Raw genomic sequence first — 20,019 nt, 5'->3', positions numbered from 1 at the left:
ACCTAAGCTCTCATTAGGGCAGAGTATCCGTATCGCTCAACGGGGGTTGGACATGAATGATCAGGTTCTGGGGCCACTTCGACTTGATGTCGTCTTATCGGATGCCATCGCACGATCGTCGGAACTGCACCCCGCCTTTCAGGAATTCGAGGCTCTTCTCCGCACGAGCCGGGGCGAGGCTTCCGAAGTCCCCCAATCCCTGAAAGCTGAGATCGTCGATTACGTCATGCCCCGCGTCTCGGATGCGAGCATCTTTCACGGCGGCAAATTCACTTCGCTTCTGAAGGACATCTCCGAAGGCGTCGATGACAGCCTTTTTGGCGAGGAGATGAGCGCCAAGATCCGTGGCGTGATCAATGAGGAGCTCAATCGCTACTGGGCGATCCAGGACCAGCGACACGAGGGAGCGCGGTGGTGAACGAGCGTTCCCAGGACGGCGTCCAGCTTTTGCACTCGCTCGGCTATATGTACGGCGAATTCGGCCATACGCAGCGCGCGATCGTGCTCCTGCTGCTGGCCTCTCATCTTGATCCAGACAATCCGCAGATCCTGCGCACGCTCGCCAATGTCTATCTGCGCGACAACGCCGCCGATAACGCGCTCGGCGTCATCGAGCAGCTGGAAAAAATAGACACTGATCTGACGACCCTCACCCTTTTGAAGAGCAAGGCATTGTGGCTGCGAGGCGAAGCCGAGCAGGCCCGTCATATATTTCGCGATTTTGTTGATTTGCGCGACCATAAGGTTCCAGCATGATCAAGCTCAGCAGTATTCAGAATACGCTTATCGCCGCCTCCCGCCGAAGCGACATCGTCGTCGCCGCCTTTATCATGGTGGCGATCGTGATGATGATCATCCCGCTTCCGACGTTCGTGATCGACTTGATGATCACGCTGAACGTGTCGGCGAGCGTCGTGATCCTGCTGGTGACCTTCTATGTGGCGCGGCCGATCGACTTCTCCGCCCTGCCATCGGTGCTGCTGATCACGACTCTGTTCCGGCTCGCACTATCGATCTCAACGACACGTCTTATTCTGCTCGACGCCAATGCCGGCGACATCATCGCCTCGCTCGGTAATTTCGTCATCGGCGGCAACATCGCCGTCGGTATCGTGATCTTCCTCATCATTTCCGTGGCGCAGTTCATCGTCATCGCCAAGGGCGCCGAGCGCGTCGCGGAAGTGGCGGCGCGCTTCAGCCTGGACGGCATGCCGGGCAAGCAGATGAGCATCGATAACGATCTGCGCAACGGCGACATCACCCAGGCCGAGGCGCGCAATCTGCGCCGCCTCCTGGAAAAGGAGAGCCAGCTCTACGGCGCCATGGATGGCGCCATGAAGTTCGTGAAGGGTGACGCCATCGCCACCCTGATCATCATCGTCATCAATATGATCGGTGGTCTCGCGATCGGCATGGCGCAGCGGGACATGAGTTTCGCCGATGCCGGTCACACCTATACCCTGCTGACCATCGGCGAAGGCCTGATCGCACAGATTCCAGCACTCATTATCTGCGTTGCCGCCGGCACCATCGTGACGCGCGTATCCTCCGCCGAATCGCTGGACCTCGGCTCCGACATCTCGGCCCAGACGCTGAAGGACCCTCGCGTCCTGGGTATCGCCGCTTTCCTCATCTTCGCCCTGGGCTTCATCCCTGGGTTCCCGACCGCGATTTTCCTCACATTGGCCGCGCTTCTCGGCGTTGGCGCCTTCCTGCTCCGTCGACGGATAATCCGTGCCGAGGCGGAATCGAAGGCTGCCATCAGCGACGTCGCGGTGGTGGAGGCAAAGCCCGAGCGTTCGCGCCACCAGGTCCAGATCTACATGGGCGAAAATCTGGCAGCGGCGGTGCCACAAAATCTGTTCCAGGAACATGCCAATCTCGTACGGCAGGACTTCTACAATGATCTTGGCGTGCAGCCGCCAGCCATCGAGATCCGCAGCGCAACCAATGTTGGCGAAGATCAGTTGCGCATCGACCTTGCGGCGGTGCCGGTGGTGGCCGTGGACATCCCATCCGATCGCGTCCTTCTCCGCGATGACCAGATGCATCTCGATCTTCTGACCGTCCCTTATGAGGAGGGAGCGGAAATCGCAGGCCTGTCCAAGACCATCTGGATCGAGAAAAGCTATCGCGGCGAGTTGGAGCGCGCCGGCATCGGCTTTCTCGATACCCATGAGATCATTGGCCTGTGTCTTGCGCATATGCTGCGGCGTTACGCGGCCAATTTCATCGGCATCCAGGAGACCCGGGACCTCATCGGCACGATGGAGCAGACCTATAGCGAGTTGGTCAAAGAGGCGCAGCAGGCCGTTCCGCTTCAGAAGATCGCCGATGTCCTGCGCCGCCTGGTGGAAGAGCAGGTCTCAATCCGTCACCTGCGAATCATCCTGGAAGCATTGGCTGAAAGCGCCGGCGAAAAGGACGTCGCGGTTATCACCGAACGCGTCCGCACCGCCATGAAGCGGCAGATCAGCTTCCGCTGGGCCAATGCCAATCGCGTCATCCCGGCTTTCACACTGGAACGCCGTGTGGAGGATCTGCTGCGAACCGACCGCCCGGTTCCTGGCGGCAGCACGTCGCCGCAAGCGGAAACCAATTCGGTGCGGCCAATCATCGAGCAGATCCGGGCGGCAATTGCCGACACCGCTCCCGAAGTCAAGCCGGTGATTCTGACGACGCCGGACGCACGCCGCAACGTCCGGAACGTGCTGGCCCGCAACGATATCGATCTGGCGGTCCTGTCCTATCAGGAGCTGGCGCCGGAGTTTAACATCCAGACCATCAGCACGATTCAGGCTGCGGCTCCGACGACTGGTTCCGAGGCCAGAACACCTGCCCCGGAAACCGTTTAGCGTCCCTCATTAATCCGGCGTTAAGCCTAACAAGCTCTTATGAGCGTGTGGTTATGGCGGCTAGGGGGACGTCTGTGAGCGTATTCGTAAGGCTCTCTGCTTCATGCAGGCGTGGCCGCACCGTCGGGCGAAGGAGCAATTCCGTTCGAAGCGGAATCGCGGCTGTCGCCTTCCTCCTCTCCGGATTTGCATTGGTGCTGCCCGCGTGGTCAGCACCACTTGAGATTTTGCCAGGCTCGTCCACCGAGATTGAGCTTCCCGTCAGCCAGGGGCGCATCCTCAAGTTCGATGAACCCGTGGAATCCGTTGTTCTTTCAGATCCCGCCATTGCCGATCTCAAGGTGGTGTCGGACGATGTGATCTATATCTACGGCACCAAGGTCGGCACCACCGATCTTGTCGCCATGACGGCTGACAAACGCATCAAGACGGCGCTGAAGCTTCACGTCAAAATCGATACCGCCACCACGGAAGAAGCCAGCAACGAGCTACGACTGACCGCCAACCCCGACATCACCTTCTTCGGAAGTCGTCCGGTGGTGCGTGGAACGGCCGCGAACATCGATCAGGCAATCGACCTCGACAATGTCGCTCAGGCTCATGCCACAGCCGAGGAACCCGCGCTCAATGCAGGAGCCTTCCAAGGCTCGCAGCAGGTCAACATCCGCGTCCGTTTTGCGGAGGTGTCGCGCAACGGCCTGGAGTCCCTTGGGATCAACTGGAGCGCGGTCGCAGGTGTCGGCAATTTCTCGTTCGGTGTTTTGAGAAACAACCCCTTCCCCAGCGAAGAGGGCGGGATACGCGCGCGCTTCAAAACCGGCAGCGTCAACATCGATGTCCTGGTGGATGCCCTCAAGCGGAGGGGAATCCTTTCCGTATTGGCCGAGCCGAACCTGACGGCGGTGACGGGACAGACAGCAAGCTTCCTGGCCGGCGGCGAGATTCCAGTGCCGGTGCCGCAGGGGGATGAACGCATCACCATCGATTACAAGCCCTTCGGGGTTTCCCTCCTTTTCACGCCGACCATGATGAAGGGCAATCGCATCGGCCTGCGCATCCGTCCCGAGGTCAGCACGTTGTCGTCGACCGGCGCCGTCATGCTCAACGGCTTTGCCATGCCAGCCTTCAACATCCGGCGCGCGGACACGACGGTGGAGGCGGCCAGCGGCCAGACCTTTGCCATCGCCGGTCTCTTTCAACGCAACATGTCGCAGGAGCTTTCCAAGTTCCCGATCCTCGGCGATGTGCCGGTCCTCGGAAGCCTCTTCAATTCAAAGCGCTATCAGCGCGACGAGACCGAGCTTGTCATCCTGATCACCCCTTATCTGGTGGAGCCGGTGTCCGATAAATCGCTCTCAACGCCTCTGGAAGAAGCGGCACTGGCCGGTTCCGCTCCGGCGCCCAGGACATCGAAAGCCTATGGATTGGTCGTGAAATGAACCGTCAACCCAGCTCAGCGCCAGCCATGAACCGCGTCCTCAGATCTCCAGCCGTGCTCGCCGCAATCGGCCTTGCCCTGGCGGGATGCGTGAGCCCCGACGAATTCCCCCCCTACTCGCCGCGCTACAGCTACGCGGAAGTCCCGGGGCCCGATGGCCGCCCTGTTACGACCCTGATGCCCGATAGCTGCGCCTGGTCAGCCGAAGCGGAGGCTTTCGGCGTGCTGCCTCCGGGATGCGCCAACGCTTACAACCTGCAGCGGATGGTCGAGAGCGAGCGGGATCTTGTCTATGGCCGCCGGATGGGGCCCGCCCCGGCACAGTCGGCCACCCGCGCCCAGCGCGAGTACCTTGAGGGCAAGGTCCGCTCCTCAGAGGAGCCGCGTACGCAGGATATCACCCCGCAAACAGCACGCTGAGCGCCTTTCCGCGCTGGCTGGCATCCGCTGTGCCGCGAATATTGCGCGCGCCGCTCAATACAGCCTGAACATCACTTTTTGGCATGGACTCTGGCAGCACGCCCCGCGCTGCGTCTTCCTTGCCTGCAACGGCGAGAATCAACGCGTAATTGGCCTTATGACGCGTTTGAACGGTTGGAGCCTTGACGATCCGTTCCATCAGCTCGATGGCCTCGTCGTGGCGACCGGCCAGAGCCATGGCAAGCGCGAGATTGGTGCCGGTGTCGATGTCTTCCCGGGATTCCAGCGCCTTCCTGTATGACAGGATTGCCTTGTCGAACAGGCCGGCCTGTGTCTGCGCGACGCCGAGGCGATTATACTGCGATGCCGTGCGAGCCACTTCGGCCGCCCTATCAAGGCTCGCCGTTCCCGCGGCGACGTCACCGCTCGCCACCTGAACGTTGCCCAACCCGATCAGTGCGTCGGCGGCCGGCTTTTGAGGGGACAGCGAAATCGCCTTTTGGTAGGCTGCTCCCGCCGCCGTGTAACGCCTGTTCCGGGCATGCAGATCGCCAATCTTCACCAGAACACCGGGGTCGTCCGGAGCCAGTTCGCTGGCGCGCATGTAGACCGCCAATGCCGTTACATCATCACCCTTCCGCTCGATATCCTGCGCAATACCGATCACGCTCTGCGCTTCTGGGGTAGCCGAGGGGGGCTGGGTTTGAGTGCACGCCGCAAGAAGGGCAGAACAAACGGGAATGACCAGGCGGCGGGGCATGATCATGTTAACTTCAACTCCAGAAAGTCTTCGTAAAAAGCAATATTTCGCGAATCGATACCGGTGCCCAATATTGCCACAGCAGGATCAACCGGGATATTTTTAAACTCCTGATCCTGTGTGCAACGGTAGACTGCGTTGGAAAATTCATCGGAAGAACGGTCACTACCGGCCTCGAAGCGCAAACTTCGGGAAGCGCGCAAAAAGGGCCAGGTGGCACACAGTACCGAATTCATAACCGCCGCTCACATCGTGATCGGGCTTCTCTTCATCTATGTTTTCTGGGGCAGCGTCTATGAACGGATGCTCCGCTTCTTCGATGCCGCGCCGACATTTTATCTCCGGCCGTTCGATGAAGGGCTCCTGATGGGCCTCGATATGTTTCGGACTGTATTGCTCTACATGGCGGTGCCGCTCTTCCTGGTGGTCGTCGGCATCTTCATTATCAGCGGTTTCGTCAGCACGTTCGGCCCCGTTTTTTCAACCGAGCCTCTAAAGCCCCAGTTCCAGCGTCTCAATCCGGCGGAGGGCTTCAAGCGCATCTTCTCCTTGCGCAACCTGACCGATTTTATGAAGAGCCTGATCAAGGTCGTCGCGCTGACAGCCGCCTTCATTATCCTCATTTACACCAGCATCAACACCCTCGTCCGCTTGCCCGTCTGCGGAGAGGACTGCCTGGGCCCGGTCTTCTTCGACGTGTTGCTTCCCATTGCGATCGTCGGCATCATCGCCTTTCTGATCGTAGGCGGCATCGACCTTCTGGTGCAACGCGCCCTGTTTCTGCGTGAAATGCGCATGACCCGCACGGAGATGAAACAGGAGACAAAGAACCAGGACGGCAACCCGCTGATCCGCCGCGAGCAGCGGCGCCTGCGCAACAAGGCTGCCGCCGACGGAAAGGTCTGGCGCGGGCTGCAGCATGCGACCGTCGTCATCATGGGGGATGAACGTGTGATCGGCATTCGCTACAAGGCGGGCCAGACCCCCATTCCAGTCGTGGTTTCCCTCTCCCCCGAAGGCGCATTGCCGTCTCCGGGGGACATTCGCGCGCAGACCCAGGCACCGCTAGTTCGCAACCCCAACCTCGCCCGCCGCCTGGCGCAAGGCCATCGTCCGGGCGAAAGGATCAATCGCAACGTTTTCACCGAAGTTGCTGAGATTCTCGTCCGTCAGGGTCAAGTCTAATATTTAGGCGATATTCACAGCACTGTCACAAGTCGAGGCATTGGTGCTGTTCCATTTGACCTTACGCCGTAACTTTCCCGCATCCTCTTAAGGTTAAAGTTCCTCATATTAACGCTTTTATAAGAGACCCCTGAACCGGCGTTGACAGCGGAGGGCACCAAGCATTTAAATGGCATTTGAAGAATATCAGATGAGCTAATTTAGTTCGATATTTAAAGGTTCAGCCGGATGCCTGCTTATAAAGCCACATTTGCTGTACGCGGACTGTTAGTTGCATCCGCATTTACATTACTGGCGGGCGGCAGTGCTATCGCCGCTGAACCCAAATGGTCACCGGAGCCTTACAGCTTCGTCGTTGTCGACCAGAACGTCCGGGACACGCTTCTCGAGTTCGGACGCAACAACGACATCCCGGTGCGGTTGACCGACGGCGTGCGTGGCCGCATCCGCGGAAGCATTTCAGGCCTGAGCCCACGAGATTTCCTGGAGCGTGTCACCAAGGATCATGGACTTGTCTGGTATTTTGACGGCGCCCTGCTGCACATCAGCGCCGCTTCAGAAGTTTCGACGCAGGTTTTCGCACCGGTGCCGCCGTCTCCGGATCGCGCCATGGAAAAGCTTCAAGCCAGCAATATCCTTGATGACAAATTCTCGGTTCGCCCGGCGGCTGACGGCGTTTCGCTCGCGGTCACAGGGCCTCCCGCGTTTCGGGCGGCGGTAATCCAGGCGACCACCACCACAATCAATGTCGTGCAGAAACCGCTTTCAGTTCGCGTTTTCCGTGGTGGAAAAGCGAACTCCTGACCAGAAAGACCACTCACCGAGGGAGACGACACAATGGCAGAGATCCCGCCCGTAGATACAGGCGAAGTGACCACAACCAATGAAGACGAAGCTTTCGACGAGGTCATCGCGGGTGCGATGTCCAGCTTCGCCACCACCCTGATGTTCCCACTTATCCAGAAGACGACCGAAGACATCAGAGAGAATTCGAACGAGTAATCATTGCCGGCTCGGCCGCAATGGGGGCATTATCATGGAACTTCCTATTCAGAATCTGACGAATATTTCACCTCCGCTGGACAAATCTGCGATGGATGCAGCCGCATTCGCCGGCGCGGGAGATATCAACAAAGATCTGTTTGAAACGCCCTCACCGGCCGGGGCCGGCGAAGTCCGCTTGGCTCAATCGGAGCCCCTCGGCCAGAGCGTTCCCGGTGGAGACACCCTCCGGACGGACAGCCAGGATCGCTTCGCGAACGGCTATGCCATGCCCCGCCGGGCCGAAGGCGGCGATGGCTACGAACAGAATATCTACGAATTCAACAATGCCCAGGCGTCGGGCGAAATGCGTGATCCGGAAGCGGCACGCATGTCCAACCCGGCCGAGCTGATCACGGAATCCTTTCAGTCGATCAGCTACTTCATCGACCGCGATATGAAGACACAACACCGGCTGATGCAGTCGCAGGGGCATGACGTCTCGGACATGCCGGCCAGCAATCCATTCATCGTATCCAATACTTCATTTACCAATGTTTCCCTTCCCACGAACTCGGACAGTCAAGGCAGCCGCGATTTCAACACGGATGCTTCGGTCACTTCAGGAAATAATAACTCGCCGACCGGTATGGTCGACGAGCAACTGAGAGGTCTGGCGAGTTTTATGGGAGATGTCATGCTGTTTTCTTATCAGGCGACCCTGATAAGCAAGGTTTCGCAAAGCTTTTCTTCATCAGTCAGCACATTGATGCGCGGTCAGTAATAATCATCGCGTAGAATTTGGTGCAGGGGGCACTATCGCAATGTCTAGGATTTCGTACCCGCGTGTCGCGGCAGCGCTTCTTGTTGGCTTTTTTCTGAGCGCCTGCAAGGTCGATCTCTACACCAATCTCGATGAACGTCAGGCCAATGAGATGACGTCTGTCCTGATGGAGAACGGCATTTCAGCATCTCGCGCTGCCGGTCAGGGCGAGAGCATCACCATCCAGGTCGAGGAAACCCAGTTCGCGCAGGCGGTGGAGATCCTGAAGCAGGCCGGCCTGCCCCGGCAAGAGTTCGCCTCGCTCGGCACTGTCTTCCAGCAGGACGGGCTTGTGGCTTCTCCGATGCAGGAACGGGCGCAGATGATCTACGCGCTCAGCCAGGAACTGTCGCAGACGGTATCGGATATCGACGGTGTCGTGTCGGCCCGCGTGCACCTTGTGCTGCCCGAGAACGATCCGCTGAAGCAGAACCTCATGCCCTCCTCGGCATCGATTTTCATTCGCCATCACGCCAGCGCCCCGATCCAGGATCTGGTGCCGCAGATCAAGATGCTGGTGGCCAACGGCGTGGCCGGGCTCTCCTATGACAAGGTCTCGACCATCCTGGTGCCCGTGACCACTGCCTATGACGCGCCTGCCAAGGGCGCGGGTCTCGCCGGCAGCAGCGGGTCCTTCTTCGGGTCGGGCCTCATCCTCTATATCACGCTCGGGGTCCTGATCGTGGCCGGGGCCTTGATCGGGCTGACGGTTTGGCAGCGCCGCCAGCGCGTTTACCCGCTCCAGGACGCCGCGGGGGCAAAATGAACATCGCGGTCCGCACCCCCGGCACAGCAGAGATGGACTGGTCCGTCTTCATGTCGGCCCCGGTCACCTACATTCATCCACAGCGGTTTTCCGCCTGCTTCGGAGAGACGATTGGTGCCAAAGGGTGCGAGAGGATGATCGCAACGCCAAGGCTGGCGAAGCGGCTGTCGGACCTCATCACCAATGCCTACAATCTCGGTCCTGCCGAAGCACCGGCTTCCGAAGAGGATTTGCTCATTGCGCTCATGCCAGGAGAGAGGCTTGAGCAGCTTGCCCGGAGAGCCGGCGCTATTTTCTGGGGCAACACGCTTGGCAACGTGGTCTTGTCGCAGGATGTCGCGGGTTTCTCCAAGAGCCTTGGCGATGATCAATGGATGCTGGCCCTGCATAACCGTGATCTTGCGGGCCCGGCTCAACCCTTCGACAGTGTCGAGAAGGCCTGTGCCAGCCTGGCCGACGACGGTTGGAAATGCCTCTCCGCCTGGTGCAGCAGCCAGACGCCTGGCGTGGGTCGCCGGGTTCGGCTGAAACTTGCTCCTCATGAACATCTCGACGCCACCTCGGAAGAGCCGATCGCCAGCCTGGGACCGGCCATCATCCGACGCGCGGCCGCTGTTTGACGAGGTATGTCCATGTCCCAGCCAGAATATAAGATCACCAAGGTTCCTTCTGGACCCGGCCGCAATGTGATTCCCGCCTCCGAGGCCGCCGTGTGGAAAGACGGCTATGCCTTCCTTGCCGCTGCCAAGTCACGGGTGCGCGAGAACATCCGGAATGCCCGGCGCGAGGCGCGGAGCATGCGGGAACAGGGCTATCGCGAAGGGCGCGACAGCGGCATCGCCGCATCGACCAAGCTGCTGATCCAGACCACCCGCCAGGTCAATGCCCATGTGAAGTCTGCCGAAGGTGAGATGGTCAAGCTTGCCTTGTCCATTGTGCATCAGATCTTGGGCGAGTTTGACGCCAGTGAGGTGGTGGGCCGTGCGGCCGTCAACGCCTTAAGCGCCTTTTCCTCTGAAAAGCTCGTGCGGGTGACGGTCCACCCCGAACGTGAAGGGGGCGTGCGCGAGGTTATCGGAAAGCTCGAGCATGACAATCTCCCCGATGCGATCATGGTGGTTGCGGACCCCTCCCTCGGCCTCGACGACTGTCTGGTCTCGACGGATGTCGCGACCATCAACGCGGGTGTTTCGGCTCAACTGAAAGCCATCGCGGCAGCCTTTGAGAAGGCCCAGGCCGAAGAGATCGAGGATATCGCGCTGCCGGATGAGCGAGAGCCCCGCATGTCGCCGGCGGGCGACGTGGACGAAGCCTTCGAAGGAGAACCTTCATGAACGCTCCGTCGCCGCCCGATCTCGGCCACAAGCTGTCCCGCCTCCTGCCCCGGCTTCAGGAAAGCGCACGGGCGACGGATACGCGGCCGATCAAGGGCCGTGTGCAGCGCGTTCTGGGCGTTATCGTCTATGCGACGGTTCCCAATGTGCGGATCGGTGAAATGTGCCGCCTCGTCAATCCCGATGGCAGCGAGATCATGGCCGAGGTAATCGGCCTGATGGACCATATGACGATCCTGACGCCGATCGGCGATATGATCGGGCTTTCAACCTCGACCGAGGTCATTCCCAGCGGATCGGAATTCCGCATCCCCGTGGGCGACGGTCTTCTCGGCCGTGTTATCAGCCCGCTTGGGGAAAACCTCGACAGCGAGCCTTGGCCGCCGAAGAACATCGAGACGACCTATCCCATCCATGCGGCTCCGCCGCAGCCTTTGAAGCGCACTCTGATCTCGAAGCCCATGCAGTTCGGCATAAGGGCGCTCGACGGTCTGCTGACCTGCGCCAAGGGGCAGCGCGTGGGCATCTTCGGCGCTCCCGGCGTCGGCAAGTCGACGCTGCTGTCACAGATCGTGAAGGGAGCCGATGCCGATGTGATCGTCATCGGCATGATCGGCGAGCGCGGCCGCGAAACGCGCGAATTTCTCGACAAACAGCTGTCGTCAGCCGAGCGGGCGAAGTCGGTGGCGGTGGTCGCGACCTCCGATCGGCCGGCCATGGAACGCGTCAAGGCGGCCCATGTTGCAACAGCGGTCGCTGAATACTTCCGCGACAAGGGCAAGAATGTCCTTCTCATCATGGACAGCGTGACCCGGTTCGCTCGCGCTCAGCGCGAAATTGGGCTAGCGGCGGGCGAGCCGCCGACGCGGCGTGGTTTTCCGCCTTCCCTTTTTGCCGCGCTGCCGCGTCTTCTGGAGCGCAGCGGCACCTCGGACAAGGGCTCGATCACGGGCATCTACACCGTCCTCACGGAGGGCGACGGCACATTCGACCCGGTGGCGGAGGAGGTCCAGTCGATCCTGGATGGCCATGTGATCCTTTCCATGGACCTGGCGCAGCGCAATCACTTTCCGGCCATCGACGTCCTGCGCAGCCGCAGCCGTCTCATGGACGCCGTGATCTCGCCCAAGCACGGCACGGCCGCCGCCAAGATCCGTGAATTGATGGCGCGTTATGAGGAAGTGGAACTCCTCATCAAGGTCGGCGAATACCGCAAGGGCACCGACGCGGCCACGGATGAAGCCATCGCAAAGATCGACAAGATCAACGCCTTTCTTCGGCAGCCGCTGTCGGAGCGTGACACCATGCCGAGCGCGGTCACCAAACTGGAGGCGCTCTGCAAATGAAAGAGCACCGTACCGTGAAGGCGCTTCTGGCCTTGCGCAAGCTGCATGAGACGCGGGCAGCCGAGCGCGTGGTAGCCAGCGAGGCCGCACTGCGCGCGGCCGAGCGGGATGCGGTGGATACACGCGTGCAGCACAAGGACTACATGACCTCATTGCAGGAGCATGAGCGCGATATTCTAGGCTCGATCCACTCGAAGGTCATGTCCCCTCATGAGCTGGAGAACATCCAGGACTCGCTGGATGCCTTCAAAGCCCAGGGCAACACCTTGGCGAAAAAGGTCGCCAAGGCGCAGTCCTCGATGCGTTCCCGCTCCAATGAACTCCGTGCCGCCCAGGAACATCTCAAGCAGAAGCAACGAGAACATCTGAAGCTTGAGACCTATGATCAGGAATTGGATGCTGCGGACGAAATTCGCGACCTAATTATTACCGAGAATGATGATGCCGACCGCGCCCAGACGGGCAAGCAATACCAACTTAAACCAATTTAAATCAAAGACCGATATCTTCTGTTGTCATTGTATAGCGTTGGATTTTTGACGTGACAAACGAGCCCATCCGATCAGAGCAAGCCGCCACGATGCTCAAAATCCGGAGCATTCCGGCGGGCCAGGTGGCGATACAGAACGCCTTTCATGGCAGCAGGCCGCCGCTCACCTTCACGGTCGATGGCTTGAAGGGCCAGATGTCGTTCCAGAGCAAGGCGCTCGGCGAAGGCGATGAGCCTGATGTGGTCCTTGGACTGACGTTCGGAGACGAGCCGGGCTGGATAGCGTTCGGGCGTCCGGTGTTCTCGTCGCTTATCGAGCGGTTCGACGAGCAGTTAGCCTCGCATCCCACCGCTCACGCGGCCCTTGCACTGGAGACGCTGTTCGCCTCCAGCCTCGACGCACTGGAAGAGAAGGCTGGCCGGCCGATCCTGTTGACCTCTGTCTTGAAAGATATTCCCGACGAGGAGGCCGTGATCGTCGACTTCAACGTCGATATCGAACATCTCGGCTCATCACGTGGATCAATCGGACTGTCGACCGCTGGGGCGCGGCTTTTGGCGACGATGATCGATGGTCAACCCACGAGCCGGCACGGCGGAAGTGACCTTTATTTCCCCGTCGCCGTCTGTCTTGCTGCAAGCCGCCTGAGCGTGGACGAACTTACAGCCCTGCAAGCGGGCGATGTGATCCTGGTCGAGAACATCGCCGAGAGCTCCGCCAAGCCGCTCGTCGTGGTTGGCGATCACCTCATTTTTCCTGCCTCGTTTGGCCCACGCGGCCTCAAGATTGAAGGGGCGGCTACGCGCGCCCGCGGATCAGCCCTGGAGTGGTGCATGGAACAGCAACCCGAATCCTCGAGCCAAAACGCCTCCGACAAGACCGAGATCGGCGATCTTCCGGTGAAGGTCACCTTTGAGATCGGACGGCTTGAACTGACCTTAGCTGAAGTCCAGCGCCTGGGCTCCGGATCGGTTCTGCCGCTTGGCAAACCTGTCGATCAGGCGGTCGACATCGTGGCCAACGGCCGCAAGATCGGGCGCGGCTCAATCGTCTCGATCGGCGACAGCATCGGCGTTGAAGTGACGAGGATCTTCAGTGGGCGGTGATCAGACCATCAATTTTACCGGCCTCATCCTCCTAACGTCAGCGCTGGCGTTAGTACCGTTTCTCGTCGTGACGATGACGGCCTTCCTCAAGCTTTCGGTGGTTCTGATCATCATCCGGAACGCGCTTGGCATCCAGCAGGCGCCGCCAAACCTCGTCATCTATGCCATCGCCTTCATCCTGACCGTTTATGTGTCCGCGCCCATCCTGACGGACATACAGAACAGGCTGGTCGCGCAGCCGATATCGCTGGAATCCGTCGATGGCTGGATGGCGGCGGCCGAACAGGTGAAAGAGCCCGTGCAGGCGCACCTCGCCCGCTATGCCGAACCGCGCCACCGATCCTTCTTTGCACAGGCCACCGCAAGCATCTGGCCGGCTGAAGCCCATGAAAATGTCTCGGAAGACGATTTCGTGATCCTGCTTCCGTCCTTCATCGCGTCGGAACTCACACGCGCCTTCGAAATAGGCTTCCTGCTCTATCTACCCTTCCTCGTCATCGACCTCGTGGTGTCGAACGTGTTGATGGCCATGGGCATGATGATGGTGCAGCCCACGCTGATCTCCATTCCGCTGAAGCTTCTCCTGTTCGTCAGCATCGATGGCTGGACCCGCCTGATGCAGGGACTGGTTCTCAGCTATGGATAGTTTCCCGAGCTCCCGCTCCCACAGAGGTGCTGAACGTTGATCCGGGATGTCATCTTTGCCAGCGTCAATAACGCCTTGCTGACCGTGCTCTATATTTCCGGGCCGGTGCTGCTTGTGGCTGTCGCGATCGGCTTCACCATCGGCCTTCTGCAGGCAGTGACGCAAATCCAAGACCAGACGTTGCCCCAGGCCGTGAAGCTTCTAACGGTCCTTTTGCTCATCATCACATTTGGCGCGGTGATGGCTCAGCTCGTGTCTCAGCAAGCAACGGTCCTGTTCACTGATTTTCCCAAGATGACGCGCTGACGCCGGGCGAGACATGCAGATCGATCTGCCCCGCGAACTTCTGAACCAGCTGGAGGACTACATCCTAGTGCTGGGCTTTGCCATGGCCCGTTTCATCGGTTTCGTGTCCATCATGCCGATCTTTACACGGATGGGCATCGACATGCTGCTGCGCGGCGGCATCGCTCTGGGGTTTGCCATTCCCGTCGTGCCTTACGTTTTCGCCACCATGGAGCAGGGCCACCTCCCCGGCGGAATGATGGTTGGCATGCTCATCATGAAAGAAGTTGCGATCGGGGTGGTGCTCGGCATCATCTTCGGCATTCCCATCTGGGCGGCGGAAACGGCAGGCGAAGTCATGGATCTTCAGCGCGGCGCCAGTTCCGCGCAGCTGTTCGACCCGCTGTTTCTCAGCGAACTCAACATCACCGGCACCTTTCTGTCGATCATCATGGTGGCGCTGTTCTTCACCAGCGGCGCTTTCATGATGATGCTTGGTGGCGTCTACGACAGCTATGCGCTTTGGCCGATCGACCAGTTGTGGCCGTTGCTGGACACCTCTTCGGCAAACATCGCCCTGAACCTGCTCGACAGGTTGTTCAGCATGGCCATCATTCTGGCTGGGCCGATCATCATCACCCTGCTCATCACCGACATTTCGCTGGCCTTCGTGTCGCGCGCCGCTCCCTCGCTTCAGGTCTTCGATCTGTCGCTGAGCGTGAAGAATGCCGTCTTCGTCATCCTCATGGTCGCCTATTGCGCCTTCATGATCGAGTACATGAACGGCAACACGGCATTCCTCCTGGAGATCCCTGATTTCCTCGAGAATATGACGGTCAACAAAGGCTGACGGCGGCCCGGGCTATCACATTGCCTTGCAGGGGCTGGCACAAATGCGTCATTGGGGTGTAATCTGACCTGCATAAAAAATGCCCGGACGGGCCAAAAAAGTACAAGCAGTGATGCATCAACAGGGAGGTATGCCGCCATGCAATCGGTCCTGCCCAGTCAGCCAAGCAATGCGCTCTACGCGTCGATTGTCGGCACTGTCGCCGCCACGCTCGATCGCCGTTTGACCGTCAGCGAAATCGCTGAGCGATTGCACCAGGAACCACGCGTCGTCGGCTCCTGCATCGCGCTCCACCGCTACATGCGCGGCAAAGCCGATGGCCCGATCACGGACGTCGTGCTCGCCTTTCCCGTGACGGACGAACTGTCCGTTCCCGGTGAAAATGACGAGATCGACGAGGCATCTCTCGGCTTGTAGCGCCTGGAACAAAATGAGCGTCGAGACGTTGTGATCTCGGCGCTGAGGGGCGTTCAGGGAGAGACGCCATGAATAACCAGAATAAAGGCGGTGGTTACAAAAACACCGACGAACAGAACCGTCAGCAAAACCAAAACAAAAGCGGTCAGCAGAACCAGCAAAGCCAGCAGAATCAACAAAATCAGGATCCCAATCGCCAGCAGGGCGGTATGGGTCGCGGTCAACAGGATCAGAACCGGTCGCCAAACCAACAGCGCTGATAACAGCGCATGCTCATATTCAGGCCCGCCTCATTCCTGAGGCGGGCTTTTTTGCCTTTCAAGCGCGGCTGATCTAACTGTCGGGCGTCATGTCCACGCCTCTTGCACTCGACCACACCTTCGACGATCGCTACGGAATACTGACCGATGTCGCTCCCGGCATTCGTCGTGTGCTGGCACCCAACCCCGGGCCTTTCACGTTCAACGGAACCGCAACGCACATCGTCGGCCGAGGCCGTGTTGCCGTGATCGATCCCGGTCCCAATGACGACAGGCATCTCAATGCTCTGCTGGCGGCCCTGAAAGGCGAGACCGTCAGTCATATATTCCTGACCCACACCCATCGCGATCACTCCGGCGGCCTTCAAGCCCTGGCCGAAGCGACCGGCGCGATGGTGGCGGGATGCCGGCCCCTCAGCCTGTCCAGCTACAGTGCGGCAAACACCGGGACGGTGGAGGCCGGACATGAGCCGACCTACCAACCCGATCACGTGCTGTCGGACGGGGAGAGTGTGCGTGGGCAGGATTGGTCGATCATGGCTATCGCCACACCCGGGCACGCGTCCAACCATCTTGCTTTCGCTCTTGATGGCACCGGCATTCTCTTTCCGGGCGATCACGTCATGGGCTGGTCCACGACCGTGATCGCGCCTCCTGACGGCTCGTTGAGCGATTACATGCGATCGATGGACCGACTGCTGGCGCGCGATGACAGGCTGTTCCTGCCTGCTCACGGTGCTCCTGTCACCGCGCCGCGCCGGCTGATGCGGGCGTTGAAGTCTCATCGGCGGACGCGGGAGGGATCGATCAGGGCACGCTTGGCGGCCGGCGACCGGACCATCGCGCAAATCGTCGAGGCGACCTATCCAGGGCTCGATCCACGCCTGAAGCGCGCGGCCGGGCTATCGGTGCTGGCGCACCTTATCGACCTCGTCGACCGCGGGCTGGTCATCAGTGATAGCGCTCCTCACCTGGACGGCCTGTTCGAGCCTGCCTGAAGGTCAACGCGTGGCAGCCAGAAGCTCGGTCATATAGCCGCGAACGATATGCGCGTTGGCGCCGAAATCCCGTGACCCAAATCTCGACGCCGAACGCATGTCGACGCGGCTGCCGCGCGTCTGAGGCTGGATGCGCACGGCGATATCGCTTTTCAACCCGAGCAGAGGCGATGATGCCACGGCCTCGATCTGTGACAGGCCGCCCTCTCCCGGCTTCTCACCGGCGATAACGCGCCAGCCTCGATCCCGCATCAGCTGCAGCGCGATGGCGTGCGTTTCCTCCGGTGGCAGATCCGTTGTGACAGGCACGATCTCCGGGTAGGCAGCCAACTGATCGAGGGCGACGCTTTCTCCGCCGTAGACGAGCGAGTTCTCCCCCAGCTGCCGCTCAAGCACCGCACCCCTGAACGCGGGAGGGTTCGCAACATCCGTGGTGACATCGGCGATGGCCGGGTAAGACAATCCGTCGGCGATTGTATAGAGGGGATAGGCAAGCAGAGCCGCCCCGATCACGAGCCCGATGCAGGCCAGCCGGCCACCGCGGTATCCGTTGACCCAGATGGAACCGAAGCTGACGAAGGCCAGAAGGACGGCCAGGAGCGCCAGCAGGAGGCCCGACGCTACCGCCGCAACGGCGGGAATGGTCTCGACCTGCCCGGAGCGGGCGACCAGCACGGCGATGGCGGTGACCGGGATGGCGAAGAGAGCGATGAGACGCGACAGGACCGCGGCACGAGACAGCGGTTCCTCCTCATAGCCGCGCATCAGTCATCTCCGCAGATCTCCTTCAAAGCCGCCCATTCATCCTCCGTCAGAATGGGCTGATTCTCGCCAGCTGTGGCCGCCCGCTCGATCGCCTCCAGCCTTTCGCTACTGACGGGATGGCTGGACAGGATGGCGAAACGCTCATCGCTGCTGCTGCGCGCCTCACGGCGGAAAAAGTCGGCCAATCCGGCCGGGCTGACACTCGTGCTGGTCATCAGGTTAAGCGCAAAGGCATCCGCCTGCCGCTCGGTTTCGCGCGAATGGGCACTTTCGGCAAGCACCTGCGCACCCACGGCGAGTGCGCCGCCGCCCGTGAGATCACCGAATACCGTGCCAAAGAGGAAAGAGGTGCCGGTGGTTTCGATAACCCGGCGCGTTCCGTCCCGCGCCGCGATGTGGCCGATTTCATGGGCAAGCACCCCGGCTACTTCCTCCGGTGTTTCAGCCTCATCGATGAAGCCCTGCATGAGATAGACATAGCCGCCCGAGGTGGCGAAGGCATTGACCATGTTGTTGCGGACCACAGCCACCTTGAGCGGGAACGGCAGGTTTGCCGACCCTTCCAGCCGGGCAACAAGCTTGTCGAGGGCTTGGCGTCCTGCAGCACCCTCAGGACCAGCACCGCAATCTCCGCCCTCACCTTCTTCCAGCAGCCTGCGGATGTTGCCATCAACTGACCGGCCAAGCGCCTCATCAACAGACAACGGCAAGGCGGGCACGATGATCCCTGCAGCGAGCGGGATGCCGAAGAGCCCGGTGAAGGCGAGCGAGATGATGGCCGCACCGCTCCAGAGAGCAATGCGACGCGCTGACCGGCTGTCTCGTACACGGCGGGACGAAAAGTCGGCGGCCTGCCTGATGGCTGAGGACAACTCCTCATCGGCAACTTCGAGCCGCGCCAGTTCCGGGCCATCGGCATGACGCAGCCGCAGCATTCCGGCATCGTCGGATATCACCTCCACCTTTGACCAAGGCCAGTCGGCTATGAGGGCATCCGCAACGCCTCGAAGACGCAGATGCTCCGGCCCTACCTCGATGCCGATCGCCTGCCGGGCGCTGGTTTCACCATCGAAGAAAACAGCAGCGCCGCGCACGCTTCAAATGCCTCCGACATCCAGTGCGTCCAGAAGACCCTCGCCGAAGGCTGTCGCCTGCTCCCCGAGCGCACGCACGGAGTTCAGATCCTCGAGGCCTTCGATGTTCAGGCTTTCCCACTGCCGCTGCCACACCGCACGGGCTACCAGAAGCTGGTAGAGCACGCCGAGACCCACGAAATAGATGATGTAGCCGACACCCGTGGCGATCGCTGTCAGCGCCTCGCTTTCCAGGAATGTGAAAACTCCAATGGGAAGTCCGACGAGGATGCCGAGCCCGACAAGGCTGAGACCGTACAGCACATAGGGTCCGTAGAAGGCATCGCCGGGCAGTTCCGAATGTGCGCGCGCATCTCCAAAGCGGATGTTATCGGCCCACCAACGGAAGCTGGCCGCCCAGAACCACGGCAGCAGGAGGAAGCCGGCAATAAGTAACCAAGTGACAGCGTTGTCAAAAATGATAAATATAGAAATAAAAATTTCTTTCGGCTCGTGAAAGGTCATCATCCAGCTATTTGAGTAGTAACTATACCTTGCAATAGCTGCAGCTGGCCCAATGACGATAAGCCAGAACTGCCAGGTCTGCGCATAGAAGCTCCTGCCCGTCCCTGAAAATGTGGCTTGCCGGTTGCCATACCAGGTGTTGTTGACCTTAAACCGCTCCAGGCTCGCGCGCGCGAAAGGATACAGCAAGCCCACGCTCAGGATAACAGCGATTGTCCAGCCGGAAGACAGGACGGCATAACGCCAGGCTGATCCGGTCTGATGGAAACGAAGACCGCGCCAGGCGGTGCGAGTCAGCCGGTAACGCCGAGATCGATAGACGGCGTACTGGCCAAGAAATGCGGTCGCCGGCAGGAAAACCACGTAGATGAAAGGACTTTCGAGTATGATCGGAAGCACCGCAATCGCTAGATAGAGCGGAAGGAGAACCGCCATTGCGATCAGGAAGCCAATGAAGAGCTCCTTGCCCGTTCCGGTATACTCAAGCGCGTCGCCTTTGACGCTTGTCCGACCCCAGAGAAACTTGCGGATGTTTGTGGTGTACCAGAACCGATAGATACCAAGGGTGACGATCTGCAGCAGACCGCCCCGGATCAGCATGCCGGCCATATCCCCAACCGGTGCGTGAACCTCTGGCCTTACAATTTCCCCGCGTGACCAAGGTGCATGGCCACCATCCCCAACGTCCATCGCAC

At 60.1% G+C, this 20,019-nt stretch carries 25 protein-coding genes; 21 read left to right on the top strand and 4 right to left on the bottom strand.

All coding sequences use genetic code 11. The features are described from left to right. The first annotated feature begins 52 nt into the window (after window positions 1–52). The 5 genes from IEV58_RS05960 to IEV58_RS05940 all read left to right on the top strand — a co-directional run bounded on the left by IEV58_RS05960 (window position 53) and on the right by IEV58_RS05940 (window position 4,713). Window positions 53–418, top strand: coding sequence for a hypothetical protein (locus IEV58_RS05960; RefSeq protein ID WP_188408739.1), 366 nt, complete (start codon window positions 53–55; stop codon window positions 416–418). Continuing rightward, window positions 415–756, top strand: a complete 342-nt coding sequence (locus tag IEV58_RS05955) for a tetratricopeptide repeat protein (RefSeq protein WP_188408738.1) — start codon at window positions 415–417, stop codon at window positions 754–756. The genes IEV58_RS05960 and IEV58_RS05955 overlap by 4 nt, the downstream gene beginning before the upstream one ends. Then, the gene (gene sctV, locus IEV58_RS05950; protein ID WP_188408737.1) at window positions 753–2,855 is read left to right on the top strand and encodes a type III secretion system export apparatus subunit SctV; all 2,103 of its coding nucleotides are present in this window, start codon (window positions 753–755) and stop codon (window positions 2,853–2,855) included. The genes IEV58_RS05955 and sctV overlap by 4 nt, the downstream gene beginning before the upstream one ends. A gap of 227 nt (window positions 2,856–3,082) precedes the next feature. Beyond that, window positions 3,083–4,294, top strand: coding sequence for a type II and III secretion system protein family protein (locus IEV58_RS05945; RefSeq protein ID WP_188408736.1), 1,212 nt, complete (start codon window positions 3,083–3,085; stop codon window positions 4,292–4,294). A 26-nt stretch (window positions 4,295–4,320) separates the two neighbouring features. Further along, complete coding sequence (locus IEV58_RS05940) at window positions 4,321–4,713, top strand: hypothetical protein (RefSeq protein WP_188408735.1); 393 nt, start codon at window positions 4,321–4,323, stop codon at window positions 4,711–4,713. On the opposite strand, the gene IEV58_RS05935 is transcribed toward IEV58_RS05940, so the two are convergent. Further along, on the bottom strand, window positions 4,691–5,479 hold the full coding sequence (locus tag IEV58_RS05935) for a tetratricopeptide repeat protein (RefSeq protein ID WP_188408734.1): 789 nt from the start codon (window positions 5,477–5,479) through the stop codon (window positions 4,691–4,693). The two genes, IEV58_RS05940 and IEV58_RS05935, sit on opposite strands and share 23 nt — an antisense overlap. A gap of 132 nt (window positions 5,480–5,611) precedes the next feature. On the opposite strand from IEV58_RS05935, the gene IEV58_RS05930 reads away from it, so the two are divergent. From IEV58_RS05930 to IEV58_RS05855, 16 genes are all read left to right on the top strand, one after another. Beyond that, window positions 5,612–6,658 carry an EscU/YscU/HrcU family type III secretion system export apparatus switch protein gene (locus tag IEV58_RS05930; RefSeq protein WP_188408733.1) on the top strand — a complete coding sequence of 349 codons (1,047 nt, stop codon included), beginning with the start codon at window positions 5,612–5,614 and terminating at the stop codon, window positions 6,656–6,658. Window positions 6,659–6,886: 228 nt separating this feature from the next. Further along, window positions 6,887–7,462, top strand: a complete 576-nt coding sequence (locus tag IEV58_RS05925; RefSeq protein WP_188408732.1) for a type III secretion protein — start codon at window positions 6,887–6,889, stop codon at window positions 7,460–7,462. Window positions 7,463–7,495: 33 nt separating this feature from the next. Beyond that, window positions 7,496–7,660, top strand: coding sequence for a hypothetical protein (locus tag IEV58_RS05920; RefSeq protein ID WP_188408731.1), 165 nt, complete (start codon window positions 7,496–7,498; stop codon window positions 7,658–7,660). A gap of 34 nt (window positions 7,661–7,694) precedes the next feature. Further along, a complete protein-coding gene (locus tag IEV58_RS05915) occupies window positions 7,695–8,423 on the top strand; it encodes a hypothetical protein (RefSeq protein WP_188408730.1) in 729 nt (242 codons plus the stop codon). Between the two features lie 40 nt (window positions 8,424–8,463). Continuing rightward, window positions 8,464–9,228, top strand: coding sequence for a type III secretion system inner membrane ring lipoprotein SctJ (gene sctJ / locus IEV58_RS05910; protein WP_188408729.1), 765 nt, complete (start codon window positions 8,464–8,466; stop codon window positions 9,226–9,228). Continuing rightward, complete coding sequence (locus tag IEV58_RS05905) at window positions 9,225–9,848, top strand: SctK family type III secretion system sorting platform protein (protein WP_188408728.1); 624 nt, start codon at window positions 9,225–9,227, stop codon at window positions 9,846–9,848. The genes sctJ and IEV58_RS05905 overlap by 4 nt, the downstream gene beginning before the upstream one ends. 12 nt (window positions 9,849–9,860) lie before the next feature. Next, entirely contained in the window at window positions 9,861–10,562 is a 702-nt protein-coding gene (gene sctL / locus IEV58_RS05900) for a type III secretion system stator protein SctL (protein WP_188408727.1), read from the top strand. Continuing rightward, window positions 10,559–11,908, top strand: a complete 1,350-nt coding sequence (locus IEV58_RS05895; protein ID WP_188408726.1) for a FliI/YscN family ATPase — start codon at window positions 10,559–10,561, stop codon at window positions 11,906–11,908. The genes sctL and IEV58_RS05895 overlap by 4 nt, the downstream gene beginning before the upstream one ends. Beyond that, entirely contained in the window at window positions 11,905–12,399 is a 495-nt protein-coding gene (gene sctO, locus IEV58_RS05890; RefSeq protein ID WP_188408725.1) for a type III secretion system stalk subunit SctO, read from the top strand. Before IEV58_RS05895 ends, sctO begins: the two co-directional genes overlap by 4 nt. A gap of 89 nt (window positions 12,400–12,488) precedes the next feature. Then, window positions 12,489–13,505 carry a type III secretion system cytoplasmic ring protein SctQ gene (gene sctQ / locus IEV58_RS05885; protein WP_188408724.1) on the top strand — a complete coding sequence of 339 codons (1,017 nt, stop codon included), beginning with the start codon at window positions 12,489–12,491 and terminating at the stop codon, window positions 13,503–13,505. After that, complete coding sequence (gene sctR, locus IEV58_RS05880) at window positions 13,495–14,151, top strand: type III secretion system export apparatus subunit SctR (protein WP_229729205.1); 657 nt, start codon at window positions 13,495–13,497, stop codon at window positions 14,149–14,151. The genes sctQ and sctR overlap by 11 nt, the downstream gene beginning before the upstream one ends. A gap of 36 nt (window positions 14,152–14,187) precedes the next feature. Further along, entirely contained in the window at window positions 14,188–14,457 is a 270-nt protein-coding gene (locus IEV58_RS05875; RefSeq protein ID WP_188408723.1) for an EscS/YscS/HrcS family type III secretion system export apparatus protein, read from the top strand. A 13-nt stretch (window positions 14,458–14,470) separates the two neighbouring features. After that, a complete protein-coding gene (gene sctT / locus IEV58_RS05870) occupies window positions 14,471–15,286 on the top strand; it encodes a type III secretion system export apparatus subunit SctT (RefSeq protein ID WP_188408722.1) in 816 nt (271 codons plus the stop codon). Window positions 15,287–15,424: 138 nt separating this feature from the next. Further along, complete coding sequence (locus tag IEV58_RS05865) at window positions 15,425–15,703, top strand: hypothetical protein (protein ID WP_188408721.1); 279 nt, start codon at window positions 15,425–15,427, stop codon at window positions 15,701–15,703. 68 nt (window positions 15,704–15,771) lie between these two features. Beyond that, window positions 15,772–15,963, top strand: coding sequence for a hypothetical protein (locus IEV58_RS05860; protein ID WP_188408720.1), 192 nt, complete (start codon window positions 15,772–15,774; stop codon window positions 15,961–15,963). A gap of 89 nt (window positions 15,964–16,052) precedes the next feature. Beyond that, window positions 16,053–16,961 (top strand): MBL fold metallo-hydrolase, encoded by a 909-nt coding sequence (locus IEV58_RS05855; RefSeq protein WP_188408719.1) that lies wholly within the window; start codon window positions 16,053–16,055, stop codon window positions 16,959–16,961. A 3-nt stretch (window positions 16,962–16,964) separates the two neighbouring features. On the opposite strand, the gene IEV58_RS05850 is transcribed toward IEV58_RS05855, so the two are convergent. The 3 genes from IEV58_RS05850 to IEV58_RS05840 are packed head-to-tail and all read right to left on the bottom strand — an operon-like array spanning window position 16,965 to window position 19,933. After that, complete coding sequence (locus tag IEV58_RS05850) at window positions 16,965–17,726, bottom strand: DUF1499 domain-containing protein (RefSeq protein WP_188408718.1); 762 nt, start codon at window positions 17,724–17,726, stop codon at window positions 16,965–16,967. Continuing rightward, window positions 17,726–18,820, bottom strand: a complete 1,095-nt coding sequence (locus IEV58_RS05845; protein WP_188408717.1) for a M48 family metallopeptidase — start codon at window positions 18,818–18,820, stop codon at window positions 17,726–17,728. Before IEV58_RS05845 ends, IEV58_RS05850 begins: the two co-directional genes overlap by 1 nt. Window positions 18,821–18,823: 3 nt before the next feature. Beyond that, the gene (locus IEV58_RS05840) at window positions 18,824–19,933 is read right to left on the bottom strand and encodes a YjgN family protein (protein WP_268235564.1); all 1,110 of its coding nucleotides are present in this window, start codon (window positions 19,931–19,933) and stop codon (window positions 18,824–18,826) included. Window positions 19,934–20,019: the final 86 nt, after the last annotated feature.

The organism is Agaricicola taiwanensis (assembly GCF_014635245.1).
GTDB lineage: Bacteria > Pseudomonadota > Alphaproteobacteria > Rhizobiales > Methylopilaceae > Agaricicola > Agaricicola taiwanensis.
Note: the sequence above shows the minus strand (reverse complement) of the source record. Positions and strands in the feature narration are given on the sequence as shown.